The 25747-nt window shown below is 41.6% G+C and carries 6 protein-coding genes; 1 reads left to right on the top strand and 5 read right to left on the bottom strand.

The genetic code is table 11. The features are described from left to right. The 3 genes from ABH942_RS05005 to udk are packed head-to-tail and all read right to left on the bottom strand — an operon-like array spanning position 1 to position 2415. On the bottom strand, positions 1-1371 hold the full coding sequence (locus tag ABH942_RS05005; protein ID WP_370029882.1) for a methylmalonyl-CoA mutase subunit beta: 1371 nt from the start codon (positions 1369-1371) through the stop codon (positions 1-3). 48 nt (positions 1372-1419) lie between these two features. After that, positions 1420-1770: a septum formation initiator family protein gene (locus ABH942_RS05000; protein ID WP_370029881.1), complete on the bottom strand. Its 351-nt coding sequence runs from the start codon at positions 1768-1770 to the stop codon at positions 1420-1422. Positions 1771-1806: 36 nt separating this feature from the next. Next, a complete protein-coding gene (udk, locus tag ABH942_RS04995; protein ID WP_370029880.1) occupies positions 1807-2415 on the bottom strand; it encodes a uridine kinase in 609 nt (202 codons plus the stop codon). A 184-nt stretch (positions 2416-2599) separates the two neighbouring features. On the opposite strand from udk, the gene ABH942_RS04990 reads away from it, so the two are divergent. Continuing rightward, positions 2600-3055, top strand: a complete 456-nt coding sequence (locus ABH942_RS04990) for an SRPBCC domain-containing protein (protein ID WP_370029879.1) — start codon at positions 2600-2602, stop codon at positions 3053-3055. 136 nt (positions 3056-3191) lie between these two features. On the opposite strand, the gene ABH942_RS04985 is transcribed toward ABH942_RS04990, so the two are convergent. Next, the gene (locus ABH942_RS04985; protein WP_370029878.1) at positions 3192-14342 is read right to left on the bottom strand and encodes an MBG domain-containing protein; all 11151 of its coding nucleotides are present in this window, start codon (positions 14340-14342) and stop codon (positions 3192-3194) included. 155 nt (positions 14343-14497) lie between these two features. Further along, positions 14498-24916: a BspA family leucine-rich repeat surface protein gene (locus ABH942_RS04980; RefSeq protein WP_370029877.1), complete on the bottom strand. Its 10419-nt coding sequence runs from the start codon at positions 24914-24916 to the stop codon at positions 14498-14500. Positions 24917-25747: the final 831 nt, after the last annotated feature.

The following is a 25747-nucleotide window of genomic DNA, read 5'->3' as shown; positions in this document are numbered from 1 at the left end:
TTATTTTTCTTTCTCGCTTTCCAAACGTTCCTGTTCTATTTTTTCAGCCAATCGTTTTTCTATGATAGGCGTTATCAGGGTTTTTCTTGGTTTTGATTTCACAAAAGGGAATAGTTCCAAATCGTGACTCATCCTGTCGTTTTTGTTCGGGTATTTATTGGTTCCCAAAAGAATTTCTTTTCCGGAATCAAATAACTCCTGTTCTTTTTCGGCACTTTCCTGGATTTTTCTTTGGATGGTTCCTTCAATTAGCTGTGTAATTAAACCGCCATTTGCTTCGATGTCTTTGAATAATGCCAAGGCTTTTTCTGCTAATTGTTCTGTCAATGTTTCAATATAGTAGCTTCCGTCGGCTGGGTTTTTAACCTTGTCGAAATAACTTTCGTGTTTTAGCACCAGGAGTTGGTTTCTTGAAATTCGGTCGCCAAATTCGTTGTCTTTATGGTATAAGGCGTCGTATGCCAGATTCGAAACGGCATCGGCTCCGCCTAAAATGGCGCTCATGCATTCTGTGGTGGTTCGAAGCATGTTTACATTATAATCGTAAAGCGTTTTGTTTCTTTTGGTAGGGATGGCAAGGATGTGGCAGCCTGAATTATGGTCATATTCTTTTGCCAAAAGATCAAAAAGCAAGCGTAGTGCACGTAGTTTAGCAATTTCGAAAAAATAATTTGTTCCCACAGCGACCTGAAACGTGACTGGCTTTGAAATGGTTGCCATACGATTGAAATATTCATTGACATGCGCCATCATATAGGCCAGTTGCTGGACAATATTTGCTCCTGCATTCTGATAAAGGCTTCCATCAATGTTCAGGAAGTTGATGTTCTGGCAAGAGATAGAAATTGTATTCAGAAGATCGAAGTCTGAATTAAGATTCGTGTACCAATTGCCTTCTTTTGCCAATTTTCTAACAGGATCGATTTGTATAAAAAAGTTCGCATTTCTGTTTTTGGCAATAGTATCTATTTTTTTTACGAAATCGATTGAAAGGAACGATAAATAGAAATAAACGGTTGTCGTTTCTAGCGGAAGTTTTTCCAATAGTTTCGCTATATCCAGATTCTCGTCTTCTATCGTGAATCGGATACTTTCGGCTCCTCTGGATAGGGTTTCTAAAGCACGGCCTATGGATTTATCCAAATCGTGCACGAAAATATTCTGGACAATTTTGAAAGCTGTTCCTTTTTCTGAAAAAGAAAGAGGGTTTTCAAACTCGTCAATATGGTAGAAAGGCTTTACTTTGATGCCCTCCGGACTTTTCCAGATTAGCGTTTCGTTATAATCTGCTCCTTTGAGTTCGTACTGAATCTGCTGCTTCCATTGTTTGGAAGATACGGGATTGAAGTCGTCAAATAGGTGGTCGGCCATTTTTAGGTTATGTTGTTCTGCTAAAACAATAGTTATTTGCAGAGATAATTATAATGATTTGCTTTGCTCTTCTTCGGGCAAATTTTCTTCAAATTCAATGATGTATATGTCTTCGCTGTCGCGTTTCATATAGTATTTTTCGCGAGCATATTTTTCAATCTGGTCTGGATTTTTGAGCAGTTTTATCTTCTCTTCGTCGAGCTTGATCTCGTCTTGATAATATTTTTTATTGTCTTCCAGTTCTTTTATCTCCTTGTTAAGAACTCTATGCTCCAGAAAGGAATAGTTGTCAAGAAAAACCATCCAGGCAATAAAAAGCGCCAATACCAGTACGTATCTGTTTCCGAGAAATCTCAGAAAAGGATAACGGCTGGCTATATTTTTGAACGGATTTTTCATCCCTGAATTTTTAATTTATAAAATTAGGAATTTAAATTATAAAATACGCTGATTGATTACAGCCCGGACAACATCAATTGCCACGGTATTATATTTGTCGTTTGGAATAATGATATCCGCAAAAGCTTTAGTCGGTTCGATAAATTGCTCGTGCATTGGCTTTAATGTTGTCTGATAACGGTTCAACACTTCTTCCATGTCGCGTCCTCTTTCGGCAATATCACGCTTGAGGCGACGAATCAGGCGTTCGTCAGAATCAGCATGGACAAAGATTTTTATATCGAACATATCACGAAGTTCCGGATTGGCAAGAATCAGGATACCTTCTACAATCATTACTTTTCTCGGGTGTGTATTGATAGTATCTTCGGTACGGTTGTGCGTTACAAAAGAATACACCGGCTGTTCAACGTTTTTTCCTGCTTTGAGGTCTTTTAGTTGAGAAACTAACAATTCAAAATCGATAGCCCTTGGGTGGTCAAAATTGATGAGTGCCCGTTCGTCAAAACTAAGATTATGGTTTTCTCTATAATAGGAGTCCTGAGAGATTATTCCAACTTCAGTCTGAGGTAACTCGTTCATAATTTGTTGGACAACAGTTGTTTTTCCGCTTCCGGTTCCGCCGGCAATTCCGATAATGAGCATAAGGGTTGTGTTATATTTTTCTTTAGGCAAAAATAGAAATTATATTGAGAGTGGTTTTTGTTTTTTATGGAAATGTTTCAGCGGATAATTATGCCTATAGTTAACGGGAAAAAATCAGAGCCTAAGAAACAGAATTTTATTAATTTTAAGGTTGCTAACAAATAGCAAACTAAAAATAAAAGTTATGGAGAAAAAAGAACTGACTATTAAGGCGGCAATCCAAATACTCAAACCTGTACCAGAAGTATTCGAAGCGATTGTTGATCCTAAAAAGATGTCAAATTATTTTATTGCTGAAGGTTCAGGTAGGATGGAAGAGGGAAGAGAAATCGAATGGAAATTCCCAGAATTTGACATACAATTTCCGATTACGGTTGGCAAAATTGAAAAGGACAAATATGTGTCCTATTATTGGGATGTCAATAAAAAGAAAAATTTAGTAGAAATGACCTTATCGTCTTTTGGAAAAGATACGGTTGTGACAATTACAGAGAAAGGAATGGAAAATAATGAAGAAGGAATTAGCTGGCTGATGGGAAATACGGAAGGTTGGGCGAATTTCTTGGCGTGTCTTAAAGCGTATCTCGAATATGGCATCAATTTAAGAAAAGGAGCATTTGAGTTCCGAAGTGAGGAATAAAAAGCGGAAGGATGGTTCTTTTAGAATTTTTATTTTAACCACAGATTAAAATAATTACGCAGATTTAGGAAGTCTGTATTTGGATAAATAAAAAAGCACGCCCGATTCGGGCGTGCTTCTATTTAGAGATTATTCATTATTTTTTGACCACTTTTACGGTCGATTTTTTGCCTTTGAATATAATGGATACCGCATAGGTTCCATCTGCCAGGTCTCCAAAGAACAGTTTTACTTCTTTAGAATGGAAGCTGTGTTCTTTGACTAACTGTCCAAGTAGGTTGTATACTTCAACTCTTTCAACGATTCCTGTGCTTTGTATATTCAGGTAATCTTCTACCGGATTCGGATAATATTTGAAAGTCACTTTTTCTGGCTTCACGACTCCTAGCGTTACATTTACGGTAACAGCAAAAGGCAAGCTTGAACATTGTCCGTCAGCAATCGAAACAGCATAATATGTAGTATCATCTACCAATTTGGTAGCAGGAAATAGCGGGTTGAAATTATTTACCGCATCATCATAGCTAGTATACCAGATAGAATTTGATGGCGTTACCACTATGTCTGCTATAGTAGCTCCTTCTTCGAAATCCTGTAGGGTTGCTCCTTCCGGAGTTGGCAGTAATTCGTTCAGAATAACTATAACTAGTGTTCTTTCCGGGCTTTCACATCCATTGACTGTCTGCGAGGCATAATAGGTCGTTCCGTCTACCAGAAGTGTACTTCCAGAAAGTTCCTGTGTTGCATTAGCAGAAGCATACCATTTTACTTGCGTTCCTTCTATTTCAAGATCGCTTATTGTAAGATTGGCAGCCTTACAGAATTCCTGTATTTCTTCAGCTGCTGGCGGTGCTACTGTCTGCGGCTGGGTAATGTTGAAATCCTTTGTAACCGTAGAACCGTTTGCATCGGTAATGGTAATAGTATAGTTGCCTGCGGTCAATCCCGTTGCTGTTGCTGTTGTTCCGCCGTATGGCGACCATGAATAGGTATAAGGCGCAGTACCTCCAGTTATACTAACTGTAGCCGAACCGTCAGAACCTCCGTTACAAGTTACGTTTGTCTGTCTTGAGGTAGCTACGACCAGTCTTTCGATGATAGTAAAATTGGCTCCGGTAAAAGTGATGTCATAATTATCGCCAGCACTTAAAGTACCCTTTGTAATGGCATAAATTCCAGCAGTTTCACCAGCGACTCTTGACAAGTTACCTGTAATGATGCTTTCTGTATCTCCGTTGACAAATCCGGTAACGGTATAGGTCAATGCAGGATCGGCTGTTCCAAATGCTTTTGACTTGGCATCTGCGACGATATTTAAGGTTGCTTTTGTGATATTGAAATCAGCACCTGTATAGGTAATATCGTAGTTTCCGGTTGCCGCTAACGTACCCTGTTCAATTGCATAAGTTCCTATGTTTTCACCGACAGTTCTTGTCAAAGTACCAGTGATGATACTTTCGGCATCTCCATTGGCAAGTCCTGTAACGACGTAGGTCAATGCAGGATCGGCTGTTCCATATACTTTAGACTTAGCGTCTGCATCAATATTTAAAGTTGCTTTTGTGATATTAAAATCAGCGCCAGTATAGGTAATATCATAGTTTCCAGTAGCGGTCAACGTTCCCTGTTCGATCGCATAAGTTCCTATGTTTTCACCAACCGTTCTGGTTAATGCACCTGTGATTATCGTCTGGTCATCTCCATTCGCCAAACCGGTTACGGTATATGTTAAAGCTGGATCAGCCGTTCCATACACTTTAGATTTAGTATCGGCAATAATGTTTAGCGTAGCCTTTGTGATGTTAAAATCAGCTCCCGTATAGGTGATCTCATAGTTTCCGCTTGCAGCAAGGGTTCCCTGTTCGATCGTATAGGTTCCGATATTTTCACCGGCTGTTCTTGCCAATGTTCCTGTAATTATCATTTCAGTATCATTATTTACCAATCCAGTAACGGTATAGGTCAAAACAGGATCTGTTGTTCCATACACTTTAGATTTAGAATCGGCAACAATGTTTAGCGTAGCCTTTGTGATGTTAAAATCAGCACCTGTGTAGGCGATGTCATAGTTTCCGCTTGCAGCAAGGGTTCCCTGTTCGATTGCATAGGTTCCGATATTTTCTCCGACAGTTCTTACCAATGCACCCGTGATTATTGTCTGGTCATCTCCATTCGCAAGTCCTGTAACGGTATATGTCAAAGCTGGATCAGCTGTTCCATACACTTTAGATTTAGCATCGGCAACAATGTTTAAGGTTGCCTTTGTGATATTAAAATCAGCTCCCGTATAGGTGATCTCATAGTTTCCGCTTGCAGCCAGGGTTCCCTGTTCGATCGCATAAGTTCCTATGTTTTCACCAATCGTTCTGGTCAATGTACCCGTGATTATTGTCTGGTCATCTCCATTAGCAAGTCCTGTAACTATGTAAGTCAAAGCAGGATCAGCCGTTCCATAGATTTTGGTTTTTGCATCAGCAACAATGTTTAAGGTTGCTTTAGTGATGTTAAAATCAGCACCTGTGTAGGCGATGTCATAGTTTCCGCTTGCAGCCAAAGTTCCCTGTTCGATTGTATAGGTTCCTATGTTTTCACCAATCGTTCTGGTCAATGTACCCGTGATTATTGTCTGGTCATCTCCATTCGCAAGTCCTGTAACGGTATATGTCAAAGCTGGATCTGCTGTTCCATACACTTTAGATTTAGCATCGGCAACAATGTTTAAGGTTGCCTTTGTGATATTAAAATCAGCTCCCGTATAGGTGATCTCATAGTTTCCGCTTGCAGCCAGGGTTCCCTGTTCGATCGCATAAGTTCCTATGTTTTCACCAATCGTTCTGGTCAATGTACCCGTGATTATTGTCTGGTCATCTCCATTAGCAAGTCCTGTAACTATGTAAGTCAAAGCAGGATCAGCCGTTCCATAGATTTTGGTTTTTGCATCAGCAACAATGTTTAAGGTTGCTTTAGTGATGTTAAAATCAGCACCTGTGTAGGCGATGTCATAGTTTCCGGTTGCAGCCAAAGTTCCCTGTTCGATTGTATAGGTTCCTATGTTTTCACCAATCGTTCTGGTCAATGTACCCGTGATTATTGTCTGGTCATCTCCATTCGCAAGTCCTGTAACGGTATATGTCAAAGCTGGATCTGCTGTTCCATACACTTTAGATTTAGCATCGGCAACAATGTTTAAGGTTGCCTTTGTGATATTAAAATCAGCTCCCGTATAGGTGATCTCATAGTTTCCGCTTGCAGCCAGGGTTCCCTGTTCGATTGTATAGGTTCCTATGTTTTCTCCGACAGTTCTTACCAATGCACCTGTGATTATCGTCTGGTCATCTCCATTTGCCAAACCGGTTACGGTATATGTCAAAGCAGGATCAGCCGTTCCATAGATTTTGGTTTTTGCATCGGCAACAATGTTTAAGGTAGCCTTTGTGATATTGAAATCTGCTCCCGTATAGATGATATCATAGTTTCCGGTTGCAGCCAAAGTTCCCTGTTCGATTGCATAGGTTCCGATATTTTCACCTGCTGTTCTGGTCAAAGAACCAGTAACAATAGTTTCAGTATCTCCATTTGCCAAACCGGTAACGGTATATGTCAAAGCCGGATCTGCTGTTCCATACACTTTAGATTTAGCATCGGCAACAATGTTTAAGGTTGCCTTTGTGATATTAAAATCAGCTCCCATATAGGTGATCTCATAGTTTCCGCTTGCAGCCAGGGTTCCCTGTTCGATCGTATAGGTTCCGATATTTTCACCGGCTGTTCTGGTCAAAGAACCAGTAACAATAGTTTCAGTATCATTATTTGTCAAACCGGTTACGGTATAGGTCAATGCAGGATCTGTTGTTCCATATATTTTAGTTTTGGCATCGGCAACAATGTTTAGGGTTGCCTTTGTGATGTTAAAATCTGCTCCCGTATAGATGATGTCATAGTTTCCGCTTGCAGCAAGGGTTCCCTGTTCGATCGTATAGGTTCCTATGTTTTCTCCGACAGTTCTTGCCAATGCACCTGTGATTATCGTCTGGTCATCTCCATTTGCCAAACCGGTTACGGTATATGTTAAAGCTGGATCAGCCGTTCCATAGATTTTGGTTTTTGCATCGGCAACAATGTTTAAGGTTGCTTTTGTGATATTAAAATCAGCTCCCGTATAGGTAATATCATAGTTTCCGGTTGCAACTAAAGTTCCCTGTTCGATCGCATAGGTTCCTATGTTTTCACCAATCGTTCTGGTCAATGCACCCGTGATTATCGTCTGGTCATCTCCATTGACAAGTCCTGTAACGACATAGGTCAATGCAGGATCTGCTGTACCGTACACTTTAGATTTTGCATCGGCAATAATGTTTAGGGTCGCTTTAGTGATGTTAAAATCAGCACCTGTGTAGGCGATGTCATAGTTTCCGCTTGCAGCAAGGGTTCCCTGTTCAATCGCATAGGTTCCTATGTTTTCACCGGCTGTTCTTGATAAGCTACCTGTTATAATGCTTTCAGTATCATTATTTGCCAAACCGGTTACGGTATATGTCAAAGCTGGATCTGCTGTTCCATACACTTTAGATTTGGAATCGGCAACAATGTTTAAGGTAGCCTTTGTGATATTGAAATCAGCTCCCGTATAGGTGATGTCATAGTTTCCGCTTGCAGCCAGGGTTCCCTGTTCGATTGTATATGTTCCTATATTTTCACCGGCTGTTCTGGTCAAAGAACCAGTAACAATAGTTTCAGTATCTCCATTCGCAAGTCCTGTAACTATATAAGTCAAAGCCGGATCAGCCGTTCCATAGATTTTGGTTTTTGCATCGGCAATAATGTTTAAGGTTGCCTTTGTGATGTTAAAATCAGCTCCCGTATAGGCGATGTCATAGTTTCCGCTTGCAGCCAGGGTTCCCTGTTCGATCGCATAGGTTCCTATATTTTCACCGGCTGTTCTGGTCAAAGAACCAGTAACAATAGTTTCAGTATCATTATTTGCCAAACCGGTTACGGTATAGGTCAATGCAGGATCTGTTGTTCCATAGATTTTAGTTTTGGCATCGGCAACAATGTTTAAGGTTGCCTTTGTGATGTTAAAATCAGCACCTGTGTAAGCGATGTCATAGTTTCCGCTTGCAGCCAGGGTTCCCTGTTCAATCGCATAGGTTCCGATATTTTCACCAATCGTTCTGGTCAATGTACCCGTGATTATCGTCTGGTCATCTCCATTGGCAAGTCCTGTAACGACATAGGTCAATGCAGGATCTGTTGTTCCATACACTTTAGATTTTGCATCGGCAATAATGTTTAGGGTTGCTTTTGTGATGTTAAAATCAGCACCTGTATAGGCGATGTCATAGTTTCCGCTTACAGCAAGGGATCCCTGTTCGATCGCATAGGTTCCTATATTTTCACCGGCTGTTCTGGTCAAAGAACCAGTAACAATAGTTTCAGTATCTCCATTCGCAAGTCCTGTAACGATATAGGTCAATGCCGGATCAGCCGTTCCATACACTTTAGATTTGGAATCGGCGACAATGTTCAGGGTTGCCTTTGTGATGTTAAAATCAGCACCTGTATAGGCGATATCATAGTTTCCGCTTGCAGCAAGGCTTCCCTGTTCGATTGTATAGGTTCCTATGTTTTCACCGGCTGTTCTTGCCAATGTTCCTGTAATTATCATTTCAGTATCATTATTTACCAATCCAGTAACGGTATAGGTCAATGCAGGATCTGTTGTTCCATAGATTTTAGTTTTGGCATCGGCAACAATGTTTAGGGTTGCCTTTGTGATGTTAAAATCAGCACCTGTGTAGGCGATGTCATAATTTCCGCTTGCAGCAAGGGTTCCCTGTTCGATCGCATAGGTTCCTATATTTTCTCCAACAGTTCTTGTCAAAGTACCAGTGATGATACTTTCGGCATCTCCATTGGCAAGTCCTGTAACGACATAGGTCAATGCAGGATCAGCCGTTCCATAGATTTTAGTCTTGGCATCGGCAACAATGTTTAGGGTCGCTTTGGTAATATCAAAGTTGGCGCCAGTGTAGGCGATGTCATAGTTTCCGGTTGCAGCCAGGGTTCCCTGTTCGATCGCATAGTTTCCGATATTTTCCCCAGCTGCTCTTGCTAAAGTTCCGGTGATAATGCTTTCTATATCTCCATTTGCTAAACCGGAAACGGTACAAGTCAATGCAGGATCAGCTGTTCCATAGATTTTGGTTTTTGCATCGGCAACGATGTTCAATACAGCTTTTGTGATATTAAAATCAGCACCTGTATAGGCGATATCATAGTTTCCACTTGCAACTAAAGTTCCCTGATTGATATCATAGGTTCCTATATTTTCACCAGCTGTTCTTGCCAATGTACCTGTGATTATCGTCTGGTCATCTCCATTTGCCAAACCGGTTACTGTATAAGTCAATGCAGGATCTGTTGTTCCATACACTTTAGTTTTGGAATCGGCAACAATGTTTAAGATTGCCTTTGTGATGTTAAAATCAGCGCCTGTGTAAGTGATGTCATAGTTTCCGCTTGCAGCCAGGGTTCCCTGTTCGATTGCATAGGTTCCGATATTTTCCCCAGCTGCTCTTGCTAAAGTTCCGGTGATAATGCTTTCTATATCTCCATTCACAAGTCCTGTAACGATATAGGTCAATGCCGGATCAGCCGTTCCATACACTTTAGATTTGGAATCGGCGACAATGTTCAGGGTTGTCTTTGTGATGTTAAAATCAGCTCCAGTATAGGTGATCTCATAGTTTCCGGTTGCAGCCAAAGTTCCCTGTTCGATCGCATAGGTTCCTATGTTTTCACCAATCGTTCTGGTCAATGCACCTGTGATTATTGTCTGGTCATCTCCATTTACCAAACCGGTTACGGTATAGGTCAATGCAGGATCTGTTGTTCCATAGATTTTGGTTTTTGCATCCGCAACAATGTTTAGGGTTGCCTTTGTGATATTAAAATCAGCTCCTGTATAGGCGATTTCATAATTTCCGCTTGCAGCCAGGGTTCCCTGTTCGATTGCATAGGTTCCTATATTTTCACCAATCGTTCTTGCCAATGCACCTGTGATTATTGTCTGGTCATCTCCATTTGCTAAACCGGTAATGGTATAGGTCAAAACAGGATCAGCTGTTCCATATACTTTAGACTTAGCGTCTGCAACAATGTTTAAGGTTGCCTTTGTGATATTAAAATCAGCACCCGTATAGGCGATTTCATAGTTTCCTATAGCAGACAAAGTTCCTTGCCCGATAGTATAAGTCCCGATATTTTCCCCAGCTGCTCTTGCTAAAGTTCCGGTGATGATACTTTCGGCATCTCCATTGGCAAGTCCTGTAACGGTATAGGTCAATGCAGGATCAGCCGTTCCATAGATTTTAGTCTTGGCATCGGCAACAATGTTTAAGGTCGCTTTGGTAATATCAAAGTTGGCGCCAGTGTAGGTAATGTCGTAGTTTCCTGTAGCAGCCAAAGTTCCTTGCCCGATAGCATAAGTCCCGATATTTTCCCCAGCTGCTCTTGCTAAAGTTCCGGTGATAATGCTTTCGATATCTCCATTTGCCAAACCGGTTACGGTATAAGTCAATGCAGGATCAGCTGTTCCATAGATTTTAGTCTTGGCATCGGCAACTATATTTAAGGTCGCTTTGGTAATATCAAAGTTGGTGCCAGTGTAGGCGATGTCGTAATTTCCTGTAGCAGCCAAAGTTCCTTGCCCGATAGTATAAGTCCCTATATTTTCCCCAGCAGTTCTTGTCAATGCTCCGGTAATTATAGTTTGGTCATCTCCATTGGTTAATCCCGTAACGGCATACGTTAATGCAGGATCAATTGTACCGTACACTTTTGATTTAGTATCTGCAACAATATTCAACGTTGCTCTGGTAATGTTGAAATTAGCGCCTGTATATGTAACCGTATAGTTACTGCTTGCTGCTAAAGTTCCCTGTTCGATCGTATAAGTTCCTATGTTTTCGCCAGCTGTTCTGGTTAAAGCACCGCTAAGTATTGCATTGGTATCTCCATTGGCAAGTCCTGTAATGGTATAGGTCAAAACAGGATCTGCTGTTCCATAGATTTTGGTTTTTGTATCAGCAACAATGTTCAGGGTCGCTTTGGTAATATCAAAGTTGGCGCCAGTGTAGGCGATGTCGTAGTTTCCGGTTGCTGTCAGGGTTCCCTGTTCGATCGCATAGGTTCCTATGTTTTCACCAATCGTTCTTGTTAATGCTCCGGTAATTACAGCTTGGTCATCTCCATTCGCAAGTCCTGTAACGACATAGGTTAATGCCGGATCAACTGTTCCGTACACTTTTGACTTGGCATCCGCAACGATATTTAATGCCGCTTTTGTGATATTGAAATCTGCTGTTGTATAGCTAATATTATAGTTTCCGCTTGCAGCAAGGGTACCCTGTCCAATAGTATAAGTTCCGATATTTTCTCCGGCTGCTCTTGCCAAACTACCTGTGATAATAGTTCCGGTATCCCCATTGGCAAGTCCTGTAACGGTATAGGTCAGGGCAGGATCAGCCGTTCCATAGATTTTAGATTTAGCATCGGCAACGATGTTCAGTGTAGCTTTTGTGATATTGAAATCAGCAGCAGTATAGGTGATGTCATAATTTCCGCTTGCAACCAACGTTCCCTGTCCAATGGTATAAGTTCCGATATTCTCTCCGGCTGCTCTTGCCAAACTACCTGTGATAATAGTTCCGGTATCCCCATTGGCTAAGCCAGTAACGGTATAGGTCAGGGCAGGATCAGCCGTTCCATAGATTTTAGATTTAGCATCGGCAACGATGTTCAATGTAGCTTTTGTGATAATGAAATTCGCTGCTGTATAATTGATATTATAGTTCCCGGTTGCAGCTAACGTTCCTTGTCCAATAGCAAAAGTCCCGATATTTTCTCCGGCTGCTCTTACCAAAGTTCCGGTGATAATGCTTTTGGTATCTCCATTGGCAAGTCCCGTAACGGTATAGGTCAGGGCAGGATCAGCCGTTCCATAGATTTTAGTTTTGACATCCGCAACGATGTTCAATGTAGCTTTTGTGATATTGAAATCAGCTCCTGTATAACTAATATTATAGTTTCCGCTTGCAGCCAATGTTCCCTGGTTAATAGCATAGTTTCCTATATTCTCTCCCGCTGCTCTTGACAGGCTACCCGTAATACTACTTTCTGTATCTCCATTGACTAAGCCAGTAACAGTATAGGTCAGGGCAGGATCAGCCGTTCCATAGATTTTAGATTTGGGAATAGCTGCAATAGTAAGTGTCGCTTTGGTAATGTTGAAATTCGCACCAACATAGGTAGTGATGTAATTATTGCCTGCACTCAATGTTCCTTGTTCGATAGCATAGGTTCCGATATTCTCACCCGTTGTTCTGGCTAAGGCTCCAGTAATTATTGTTTCTGTATCACCATGAGTCAAACCATTGATTGTATAGGTCAGTGCAGGATCAGTCGCTCCGTAGATTTTAGTCTTGGCATTTGCCGTGATGCTCAATGCAGCCTTCGTAATGTTGAAATCAGCAGCTGTATAGGTAATGGCGTAATTATCGCCTGCCGCCAAAGTTCCCTGTTCGATGGTATAAGTGCCTGCTGCTTCACCTGTTGTTCTTGCCAAAGCTCCCGTGATGATACTTTGGGTATCACCATTTACCAGTCCGCTTACGGTATAGGTCAGAGCCGGATCAGCTGTACCATATACTTTGTTTTTGGCATTGGCAGTAACTGTTAAGGCAGCTTTATTTATTGTTAATTTAAAAATAACATCAGGAGCCGGGGCAAAGGTGTCATCTCCGGGTTGTTTTGCCGTTATGTCTACTATTCCTGCTTTTTTAATTTTCAATTTCCATTTGTTTCCATCTGCATTATCCTGAAAAGCTTCGGCAATGCTGTTGTCAGCAGACGTATAGCTGACTTGCAAACCGGAACTAGCAATAGTAGTAGTCGTGAAAGGTGTATCGCCATAGGTTTTAGTAATATCTGACGCCACAATAATTTGTGGTAGTAATATCGCTTCATAGGCTCCTATGTCTATGTTGATACCTTTCAAACGACTATTTCCTGCCAAATCCTTGTCAGTGGTCAAGTTACCGCCACTGCTGCTGTATAGCGTGTTGCTACCTTTGGCAATAGCAGGGCTACCGGTTTTAAGACCAAAATCGCCATCATTTACATCAAAAAAAATATGCTCAGCGTTTATGCCCGTCGCATTCAGGTTGCCATTGGCGGTATTGGTATTTCCTTCTATCAGATTGTTTTTGTATATTAAGGAACCAGTTCCCGAGGTATTGATCGAATATTGTGACCTTTCATTTTTCCACAACAGGTTGTTGTACATGTTTATGGTTCCATAATTTAATTGCACACCTCCCGAGTTGGTGGAGGAAGAACCATTAATAGTGTTGCCGTAGATGGTATTGTTCATCAGTAATGCAGTTCCATAATTATGCCATATGGCACCGCCGCCATAGGTTGCTCCGTTTTTAACAAATAAATTGTTGTAAATTTTAGGAGAGGATTCAGTGTTTAAGATGGCTCCGCCCCAGTTATAAGATTTATTTTCTTTAAAAGTACAGTTGGTAATAGTTGAATTGGACGATACATTAAACAATCCTCCACAGTTCACAGTAGCTGTATTTAAAGTAAAGGTACAATTAGAGACGGTTACAGGAGAGCTATCGTTGTATATGGCTCCTGCATAAGAAGCTGTATTTAAAGTAAAGGTACAGTCAGAAATGATTGCTGAAGAAGCTATGTTTACCATTCCTCCTCCCCTGGATTGGGTAAGAGTCTGGCCATTGACCGTTATAGTTGCTGACTGCGGGCCAGTAGCCTGTCCGCCCGTAATGGTAAATCTGTCTAAAAGTGTCTTGTTGCTTACATTTGCAGAGATGACCACATGAACAACCTTGTTAGCACCATTAAGAATACTTCCATTAGCCGTTATGTCAGGGCTACGCTGTGCTAAGGTGGTTTCGCTACCCACAAAACCACCGTATAGTTTTACGCCTTCTTTAAGTACAAATGCATTATTCATATTGTTTATCACAATAGTGCTAAGATCGTTAGCCAGGCGAATGGGAGTATAATTACCTGACGCCACCCAAACCTGGTCATTTGCGACTGATTGATTAATCATTAATTGCAGATCATTACTGGCATTACTCCATGAAGATCCGTCTTTATTGCCTGATCCGTCTTCTTTTACATATCTGATGTTTTGTGCAAAACTTGCCCAGCTAACTGTAAGCAGCAGAAAAAATGTGAATTTTTTCATCTTATTGGTATTTAGTTATCTTTTTATTAAGCTATTTGATTTTTGAATTTGACCTGTTTCAATCTTACAAAAGCAATCCCACGTGAATTTTTAAAGTCGGGTGCAATTGTTGAACAGTCTATATCTGCTGAGGGATATTCTTATTAAGAAAAGTTTTATTTTTTGACCACCTTTACTGTTGATTTTTTGCCTTCGGATAGGATGGTTACCGCATAAGTTCCGTCTGACAAGTCACCAAGGAAAAGCCGTACTTCTCCTGAATGACAGTCCTGCTTTTTGACCAGCTGTCCAAGCAAGCTGTACACCTCAATAGCATCGATGGTTCCTGAACTCCGTATATTGAGATAATCTTCCACCGGATTCGGGTAGTATTTGAAAGTCAATTCTTGCGGATTTCCAATTCCCAACGTCACATTTATGGTAACTGCAAAAGGCAGACTCGAACATTGTCCGATAGCCACTGCAACGGCATAATAGGTAGCTCCGTCTTCCAATTCTGTAGCAGGAGATAATGGGTTTATATTGTTTACCGCATCATCGTAACTAGCATACCATACAGAATTCGCTGGTGTTACCATCAGGTCTGCCACGGTAGCTCCTTCTTGTAAATTCTGTACGGCTGCTCCTTCCGGAGTTGGCAGCAGATCATTTAAGATAACTATGACTAATGTCCTATCCTGGCTTTCGCATCCATTGACTGTCTGCGTGGCATAATAGGTCATTCCGTCTACCAAAAGCGCATTGCCGGGAAGTTCCTGAGTTGCAGTAGCAGAAGCATACCATCTCACTTGCGTTCCTTGTATTTCAAGATCGCTTATTGTAGGATTGGCTGCTCTACAGAATTCCTGAGTATCTTCAGTGGTAGGCGGTTCAACTGCCTGTGGCTCGGTAATGTTGAAATTCTTCGTAATCGTAGAGCCATTCGCATCGGTAATGGTAACGGTATAGTCGCCAGCGGCTAAACCTGTTGCTGTTGCAGCTATTCCGCCGTTTGGCGACCAGGAATAAGTATAAGGTGCGGTACCTCCGATTATACTAACAGTAGCCGAACCATCAGAACCTCCATTACAGGTTACGTTTGTCTGTGTTGAGCTGTCTACGACCAATCTTTCGATGATGGTAAAGTCAGCTCCAGTAAAGGTAATGTCATAGTTATCGCCTGCGCTTAAAGTGCCCTGCGTAATAGCGTAAATTCCCACGGATTCACCAACAGCTCTTGACAAGCTGCCTGTAATGATACTTTCCGTATCACCGTTTACCAGCCCGCTAACGGTATAGGTCAAAGTTGGGTCTGCTGTTCCAAATACTTTCGACTTGGCATCTGCAACGATATTTAAGGTTGCTTTTGTGATATTGAAATCGGCGCCCGTGTATGTGATAATATAATTTTCGGTACTTACAGTTCCCTGTTCAATGGCATAGGTTCCGACATTTTCTCCGGTTGCTCTTGACAGTGATCCGCTGATAACTGTTTCTGTATCTCCATTTACCAACCCATTTACTACATAAGTCAAGGTCGGGTCTGTAGTTCCGTAAATTTTGCTGTGGGCGTTGGCTGTTACTGTTAAGGCTGCCTTGTTTATTGTCAAGGTAAAGATAACATCTGCTGCCGGAGCATAAGTGTCGTTACCAGCCTGTTGTGCTGTTATATTGACTTCTCCTGCTTTATGGATTTTCAGTTTCCATTTGTTACCGTCTGCACTGTCCTGAAAGGCTTCAGCTATGCTGTTGTCCGCAGATATATAGTTAACTTCCAAACCTGAACTTGCCGTAGCAGTAGGCATAAAAGGTATATCACCATAGGTCATAGTAATATCGCTTGCCGTAATGGTTTGCGATAGTCCGCAGTTTTGTCCGCTCGGGCTGTCGCCAGTAATGGTCCAGCCTTTGCCGGTGGTCAAAGCTGTTCTTGCTGCTTCGGCATTGGTGCCGTATTGTAAGCCTTGTGCTCCCAGATTACGTCCTGATGGTGTGTTTGGATTGGCTGCCCATCCTTGTAACGTCAACGAATAGTTCTGACAATCCATTCTTGAATTTTCCAGCATATTGTCCATCGTTACAGCAGGGTTGAGTTGCCATTTGCCTATGTTTTGGTTAAATGTTTGTGCATTATAAAACATGTAGGACATATCAGTGACCTTTTGCGTGTCCCAGTTACTTATATCCTTATTGAAGCTACGATTGCCTGAAAACATAAACCTCATGTTGATTACATTTGCGGTATTCCAGTTGCCTATATTTTGGTTAAAAACAAGGGCGCTGTAAAACATACTTCCCATATCAGTGACATTTGAAGTGTTCCAGTTGCCAATATTTTGGTTGAAGGCCTGAGCGCTATTAAACATGCCGGACATATTCGTTACCTTTTGTGTGTCCCAGCCGCTGATGTCCTGATTGAAAACCCGGGTGCCGTAAAACACACTTCCCATATCAGTGACATTTGAAGTGTTCCAGTTGCCAATATCCTGATTAAAAGCATAAGCATTTAGAAACATGCTTCTCATATTGGTTACCTCTGCGGTATTCCAATTACCGATGTTTTGATTGAATGATCTGGCATCTAGGAACATATACCCCATATTGGTTACATTTGCTGTATTCCAGTTACCGATGTTTTGATTGAACGTTCTGGCATCTCTGAACATACCTGACATATCTGTTACATTTGCCGTATTCCAGTTGCTGATGTTCTGGTTAAAGGCATAAGCACTTGTAAACATTGCACTCATATTGGTTACATTTTGTGTATTCCAGTTGCCAATATTTTGGTTGAATGTTCTGGCCTCAGCAAACATGACAGACATATCGGTTACATTTTGTGTATTCCAACTGCCAATATTTTGATTGAATAGGCTGGCATTTTGAAACATACCTCCCATATTGGTTACATTCGATGTATTCCAGTCGCCTATATTCTGGTCAAAAATGCCTGCGCTATAAAACAGATAGAACATATTCGTGACATTCGCTGTATTCCAGGTACCCATATTGGCGGGACCATTGAGTGAACTACATCCTTGAAACATACGGGACATATCGTCAACGCTACTCAAATCGGGTACATCAGTTGCTGTAATGTTTAGATTTTTACAGTCGATGAATGCATTTTTCATTGTACTCCATTGTGCCGTGCCCCATTGTGTAACATCAATCAGTTTTAATCGCTCAGGGTTCAGCAGCAGGTCTCTGATTTTAATTGCTTTGAGATGTGTAGGTTTTATGTTCAGGGTAATAATTTCGTTTGCAGGCAGGCCGGAAATATTAACTTCATAAGTGCCTGCTGCAATTGTTCCGTTACCTGTAGTGCCTCCTGAGGCTACCCAGAAATAGTCTACTGATTGACCCGGAGAAGTGGTTGGATAAAACCTGATCGTATTACTGCCGGAATATGGCTTGCTCATGTCCCATACCGTGACAAAATCTCCTGTAGCAGCCGTAATGGTAAAGTTGGCTCCTGTGTAGGTAATGTCGTAGTTTTCGGCATCCAAAGTACCCTGTGTGATAGCATAAATTCCTACGGCTTCGCCGGCAATTCTGCTCAATGTTCCTGTCAGTGCTGTCTGGTCATCGCTATTTACAAAACCGGTAGCGATGTAGGTGAGCGCAGGGTCTGCTGTACCGTATTCTTTCGATAACGTATCGGCTGTTACGGTTAAGGCGGCTTTGTTGATGGTCAGTTTAAAGATGACATCCGCTGCCGGCAGGTAGGTTTCGTTACCAGCCTGTTGTGCTGTGATATTGACTTCTCCTGCTTTTTTGATTTTGAGTTTCCATTTGTTACCGTCTGTTGTGTCCTGAAAAGCCTCGGCTATGCTATTGTCGGCCGATGTGTAGCTGACTTCCAGGCCTGAACTTGCGGTTGCAGTGGGTACAAATGGCACATCACCATAGGTTTTGGTCATGTCGGTTGCCGTAATGGTTTGTGGCAGTCCGCAGTTTTGTCCGCTCGGACTGTCGCCTGTAATGGTCCAGCCCTTGCCGGTGGTCAACGTTGTTCTTGCCTGCACGGCATTGGTACCGTATTGTAAGCCTGCAGTTCCGAGGCTACGCCCTGATGGAGTGTTTGTATTATTTGCCCATCCATTCAGTGTAAGCGAATAGTTCTGGCAATCCATTCCTGAATTGTCGAGCATATTCATCATTTTTACAGCGGGATTGAGTTTCCATAAGCCAATGTTTTGATTAAAGGCTGTTGCATCCTTAAACATCAACCTTGTATCGGTCACGTTTGCCATATTCCAATTGCTAATGTCCTGATTAAAGGCTGTGGCATTATCAAACATCTGGTAAGTATCTTTCACGCTGCTCATATTCCATTCCCCAATGTTTTGATTAAAGGCTGTTGCTCTGTTAAACATACGGGTTGTATAAACAACCTTTGCGGTGTTCCAGTTGCCAATAGGCTGGTTAAAGGAGGTGGCTCCTGCAAACATGTCATTTATGTATTGTACATTGCCGGTATTCCAGTTGCTGATGTTCTGATTGAAAGCGACTGCATTCGAGAAGGTGTAGCTCATATCGGTTACATTTGCCGTATTCCAGCTGCTGATGTCCCGGTTAAAGGCTGTTGCGCCAAAAAACATACGACCCATGTCAGTGACATTGTCCGTATTCCAGTTGCCAATAGGCTGATTAAAAACAGCTGCTCCTCTAAACATGTTACTCATATCAGTTGCGCTTGCAGTGTTCCAGCCTCCAATATTCTGGTTAAAAGCTTCCGTTTCCCTAAACATGTGACTTAAATCGGTTACGTTAGTGATATTCCAATTGCCTATGTCCTGATTGAATTCTGTTGCATTCCAAAACATTCCGGTCATAGTGGTTACCTTTGCGGTATTCCAGCTGCTGATATCCTGATTAAAGGCTTTTGTATCACTAAACATTTCTGTCATAGTGGTTACGTTTGCGGTATTCCAACTGCCAATGGGCTGGTTAAAAAGGGATGTTCCCCTAAACATACGACCCATGTCAGTGACATTGGCGGTATTCCAGCTGCTGATATCCTGATTAAATACAAGGGCAGCAAACGTGAAGTTCATGTTGGTTACGTTTGCCGTATTCCAGCTGCCTATATTGTCAGGTCCTGTGAGTTTATTACATCCGGCAAACATGCCTGACATATCGGTCACCTCACTGAGGTCGGGTATATCCGTAGCGCTGACATTGAGATTGTCAGCTCCTGAAAAAGCATCTTTCATGGTACTCCACTTGGCTGTGCCCCATTGCGAAACATCAATCAGGCGGCTCTTACTTAGCAGACTATAGGTGGTAAATGCTTTCAGGTTATCAGATTTCAGGCGGAGCGTGACAATGCGATTTTCGGCGAACCCCATGGTAAACAAAGTGCTGTCGGAAGGGATGGTGCCGCTACCGCTCTGACCGTCGGGAGTTGTCCAGCTATAGGGAAGGCTGGTTCCGGGTGTTATAGTAAGCTGGATTGTGAGATAGGTGGGAAGGCCTCCGGATATTCGTGTGTCCCAGACGGTCACAAAATCGTCTGTTGAGGTACTAATGGTAAAGTTGGCTCCTGTGTAGGTGATGTCGTAGTTTTCGGCATCCAACGTTCCCTGTGTGATAGCATAGATTCCTACGACTTCGCCTGCGACTCTGCTCAATGTTCCTGTCAGTGCTGTCTGGTCATCGCTATTTACAAAACCGGTAGCGGTGTAGGTCAGCGCAGGGTCTGCTGTTCCCCATTCTTTGGATAGCGCATTGGCTGTTATCGTTAAAGCGGCTTTGTTGATGGTTAGTTTAAAGATGACATCCGCTGCCGGTAGGTAGGTTTCGTTACCGTCCTGTTGTGCTGTGATATTGACTTCTCCTGCTTTATGGATTTTCAGTTTCCATTTGTTACCGTCTGCACTGTCCTGAAAAGTTTCGGCTATGCTGTTGTCCGCAGATGTGTAGCTGACTTCCAGATTGGAGCTTGCAGTAGCAGTGGGTACAAATGGTATATCTCCATAGGTTTTGGTCATGTCGGTTGCCGTAATGGTTTGTGGCAGTCCGCAGTTTTGTCCGCTCGGGCTGTCGCCTGTAATGGTCCATCCTTTGGTCGTAGTCAATACTGTTCTTGTCTGCACGGCATTGGTGCCGTATTGTCTGCCTGCAGCTCCGAGACTACGCCCTGATGGAGTGTTTGTATTATTTGCCCATCCGTTGAGTGTAAGCGAATAGTTCTGGCAATCCATTCCTGAATTGTCGAGCATATTGACCATATTTACAGCAGGGTTGAGCTGCCATTTGCCTATATTTTGGTTGAAAGCGGTTGCTCCGTTGAACATATTGTCCATCCAGGTTACATTTTCTGTATTCCAGTTGCTGATATCCTGATTAAAGGCTGTTGCTCCTGAAAACATCCCATTCATATTGACTGCCGATGAGGTGTTCCAACTTCCTATAGGTTGATTAAAAGAAACAGCTCCTGCAAACATCTCAATCATGTTCCTTACTTTTGAGAAATTCCAGCGATCTATATTCTGGTTAAAAGAGGTAGCGTTCTTAAACATAAGAGATATATCGTATAACTCAGGGAGATCCCAATTGCCGATGTCCTGATTGAATTCTGTTGCATCTTGAAACATACCGAACATAAAGAGTACTTTTGAAGTATTCCAACTGCCGATGTCTTGATTAAATTTTGCTGCACCCCAAAACATATATCGTATGTCTATTACTTTTTCTATGTTCCAGCTACCGATATTTTGATTAAAGACTTTGGCTCCTGCAAACATATAGCGCATCTCTATTACATTCGACATATCCCAGCTATCTATATTTGCAGGCCCGGTTAGTGAGATACATTCTTCAAACATGCTGCTCAAATCGGTAAGTCCACTGAAATCGGGTATATCGGTAGCCGTGATGTTGAGATTTTGAGCCCCCTTAAATGCCCAACGCATTGTACTCCAATTTGCGGTACCCCATTGAGCAACATCCATCAGGCGCAATGCAGATGATGAATTTTGAGTGGAAAAAGCTTTGAGATTGTCTGGTTTCAGATTTAAGGTGATTGTCTGATTTACAGGTAAACCAGTAACAGAAACAGTGGTGCTGCCGGCTGCGAATGTTCCCCTACCGGTAGTACCTCCTGAAGCCTTCCAAAAATAATCTACTGATCCGCCTGAAGAGGTGTTAATGTAAAAAGTTATAGAACCACTGTTAGCCGCAGACCATACGGTAACAAAATCTCCCGTAGCAGCAGTAATACTAAAGTTAGCTCCTGTGTAGGTGATGTCGTAGTTTTCGGCATCCAAAGTTCCCTGTGTGATAGCATAAATTCCTACGGCTTCGCCGGCAATTCTGCTCAATGCTCCTGTCAGTGCTGTCTGGTTATCTCCATTAACAAAACCGGTAGCGGTGTAGGTCAGCGCAGGATCTGCTGTGCCGTATTCTTTTGAGAGGGCATCACCTGTCACAGTCAAAGGGGCTTTGCCGATGGTCAGTTTAAAGATGACATCCGATGCCGGACTATAATTTTCGTTACCGTCCTGCTTTGCTGTTATATTGACTTCTCCCGCTTTATTGATTTTGAGTTTCCATTTGTTACCATCTGCACTGTCCTGAAAAGCTTCGGCTATGCTATTATCCGCAGATGTGTAGCTGACTTCCAGGCCTGAGCTTGCGGTAGCAGTAGCTACAAAAGGTATATCGCCGTAGGTTTTAACTATATCAGTTACTGTAATGGTCTGTGGTAGTCCGCAGTTTTGTCCGCTCGGACTGTCACCTGTAATGGTCCAGCTCTTGCCGGTGGTCAATGTTGTTCTTGACTGCGCGGCATTGGTACTGTACTGCCTGCCCTGAGCATTTAAATAGCGACCATTGGGCGTATTAGGGTTGTTTGCCCACCCCCTCAGTGTAGCCGAATAATTCACACAATCCATCCCTGCGTTGAAAAGCATAGCGTCAATGTTAACATTTGGATTAAGCTGCCAATTGCCGAGATTCTGGTTAAAAGCTATTGCATTTCTAAACATCTGATGCATACTGACTACATTCGCTGTATTCCAATTATCAATGTCCTGATTAAAAGCGGAGGCATTACCAAACATAAGGTTCATATCGGTTACTTTAGAAGTATCCCAATTGCCAATGTTTTGGTTAAACACTGAAGAACTATTGAACATTTCACTCATATTGGTTACATTGCCGGTATTCCAGTTGCCAATATTTTGGTTAAAGAGGTAAGTTCTGGAAAACATCTGACTCATATTGGTTATGTTGGATGTATTCCAGTTTCCTATATTGGCAGGACTGTTGAGCACACTACATCCCGCAAACATAGCTTGTGCATTGGTTACCTGACTTAGGTCTGGCAGGTCTGTAGCTGTAATGTTGAGATTTTGACATTGAAAGAAAGTAGCAAACATACTGTTCCATTGTACAGTACCCCATTGACTGACATTGATGAGGCGTAAGTTGTTTGTATTGGTAAATAGGTTAAATGCTTTAAGATTGGTAGGCTCCAGGCTCAATGTAATGATCTCGCCAGCCGGTAGACCTGTAATAGTACCTGTAGTGGTACCGCTGCCGGTATTGCCGCCTGAAGCTGTCCAGCTATAGGGTACCGGAGCCGTATATGCCATATTGAATGTGAGCTGGTTACTGCCACTCCCTGGTTTACTCATGTCCCATACGGTGATAAAATCTCCTGGCGCAGTAGTAATCGTAAGGTTTGCATTTGTATAGGCGATGTCATAGTTTGCAGCGCTCAATGTTCCTTGCCCAATAGCGTATGTTCCTACGGCTTCGCCAACAGTTCTTGATAATGAACCGGTGAGGATAGCTTCTGTATCGCCGTTTACCAATCCGCTAACTGTATAGGTCAATGGCGGGTCTGCCATGCCATATTCTTTCGATAGGGCATTGGCTGTTATGGTCAAGACAGCGTTGTTTGCCATCAATTTAAAAATGACATCAGGAGCTGGAGAATAATTGTCGTTTCCGGTTTGTTTTGCTGTTATATTGACTTCTCCTGCTTTATGGATTTTTAATTTCCATTTATTTCCATCTGCACTGTCTTGAAAAGCTTCGGCTATGCTGCTATCAGCAGATACATAGCTGACTTCCAAACCTGAGCTTGCTTTAGCTGTAGGAATAAAAGGTGCATCGCCATAGGTTTTGGTTATATCAGTTGCCGTAATGATTTGTTGTGTTGACCACGCTTCATAAGGCCCAATATCTATATTGGAATCTTTTAAACGGGGATTGTTCGCCAAGTCTTTGTTGGTGGTAAGATTGCCACCGTTGTTGCTGTACAAATTGTTGCCGCCAGCATCAATAACAGGACTGCCAAGTTTAAGAGAGAAGTTTCCGCTAGGTGCATCTTTAAAAATTTGTGCTGTACTAATGTTAGTGGCGTTCAAATTTCCGTTGTCGGTACTAGTATTACCTTGAATCAGGCTGTTTTTAAATACTATAGGCGCCTGATTAAAATATTGTTTGGGTAGGTTATCCCATAACAGAGAGTTGTATACGTTTATTACACCGCGCGTTGCATTTAGGGCACCGCCAGCAGAACCTAAAACAGTATTGCCATATAGAGTACAGTTAATTAAAAGGGCATCATTACCGCCATCATGCCATATAGCTCCGCCATTGTTTGTAGCGGATTTGTTTTTTACAAACAGGCTATTGTATATTTTTGGAGAAGATGTGTCAGTATTTGCCATAGCTCCACCCAAATTATCGGCAGAATTTTCTGAAAAATTGCAGTTAAAGATAGTTGGTGATGATGCGGAAGAATTATATATTGCCCCAGCACGATATGCTTTATTTAAGGTGAAATTACAGTTTGTGATATTTGGAGAAGAATCTTCATTATATATAGCCCCGCCTGAACCTTCAACAAAAATGGATGCAAAATTACAGTTTAAGATACTAGGTGATGAGGTATAATTAAACATTCCACCACCGTGTAGACTTAAAAAGTACTTCCCTTCAATTGTGCTAGATGCAAGCGGGCCACCATTAATCCTGCTAATGGTAAAGCCGTCAAGTAGGGCAGAGCCTACATTATTTACACTTATTAGGATATGGTAAGCAGTGCCGGTAAGAGTACTTTTATTGGCAGTTATGTTTAGATTACGTTGTGTAAGCGTAGTCTCGTTACCAGCAAAGCCACCATATAAGGCCACATTTTTTACCATTAGAAAGGTATTTTTGTAGCCATCAGGATTTCCAAAATTATTATCATCAGCGCTGTAAAGAGGTACATAAGTACCGCCTGCAACCCAGATTTGTGTTATTTGTGAATTGGAAGCCACTGTATTATTGATTTTAGCAAATTTCAAGGCATCAGCTAGTTCGCCTATTGCATCGTTCCAACTTTTACCTGTACCGGTTGCTCCTTTTTTGACATATAAGATACCACTGCTGTCAGGAAGATAATTGATAAAATTGCTTTTGCTTACCAAATGGTTTGATGAAATAATCCCCGCGTTGATGTTGACGTCAGAATTGGTATTGACCAATAAGACTTTGGTGTTATTTATTGGCGATAAGTGATTTCTTGCAAAACCACTGAGGCTGCTAAAAATCAAAATAAACAATAAATAAGTAAAATGTAGTTTTCTCATCTCAAAATAATTTAATTTATTTCTTAACCCAATTTCTCTTAAAGTAAGAAATAGAGTTAAGTAGTTTTTACTAATTAAATGGAGCTAATCTAACGACGGATATTTCCGCAGGATTAGAGCTCAAAGCAGGAATCATAAGCAACGCGGAATTGTTTCCGAAAACTGCATAATCAGCCGGGCTAATATTAAAGATGAGTAAATAAAAAGAATACGCTACCTTGGAACCTCAGATATAAGGTGCCGGTTTAGGGTGTTATACGTTTAAAATTTAGATAAGGCTAGGCGGGGGAATTTCGACACATTACGGTTAATCGTATGTGTATTCTGTGAAATTGTATGTTTGCTTTTCAATGGTTATCCGTTCAAAGCAAATTTTGCCTATAAGTGTGGGAGTAGTTCTTATCTATAACTGATAAATGGTAATAAGGTGCCGTTTTATTTTTTCCATTTCCGGATTGCGGACATCCCTATAATTTAGGAAGACTTTTGTAAAATCTATACTATTTTGGCCTGTAAATTGTTTCATGACTGTATATTTTGAGCTGTAAATATATATAGAATTTATTAAGTTGCCCTAATAATATTTTCTTTTTAACAGTAAGTTAACCGGAATTTTAAAAAGAATTAACTTAAAACATTAGTGTTTTTAATTATAAATACTAGTGTTTATTGTGTATCAGAAACGATATTGATTTTATTCTATTTCATCTAATAATTCACAATTTTGTTGCTTTAAATATATAAAATTATTTGCCTCAAAAACAGTTGCCTGGACTGTAAATCAAGACGTTATGCAATCAAATGAGATAGTTTCGGAATCCATAACCAATT

Source organism: Flavobacterium sp. 28YEA47A (genome assembly GCF_041262125.1).
Lineage (GTDB): Bacteria > Bacteroidota > Bacteroidia > Flavobacteriales > Flavobacteriaceae > Flavobacterium.
This window is presented reverse-complemented; position numbering and strand designations above follow the sequence as displayed.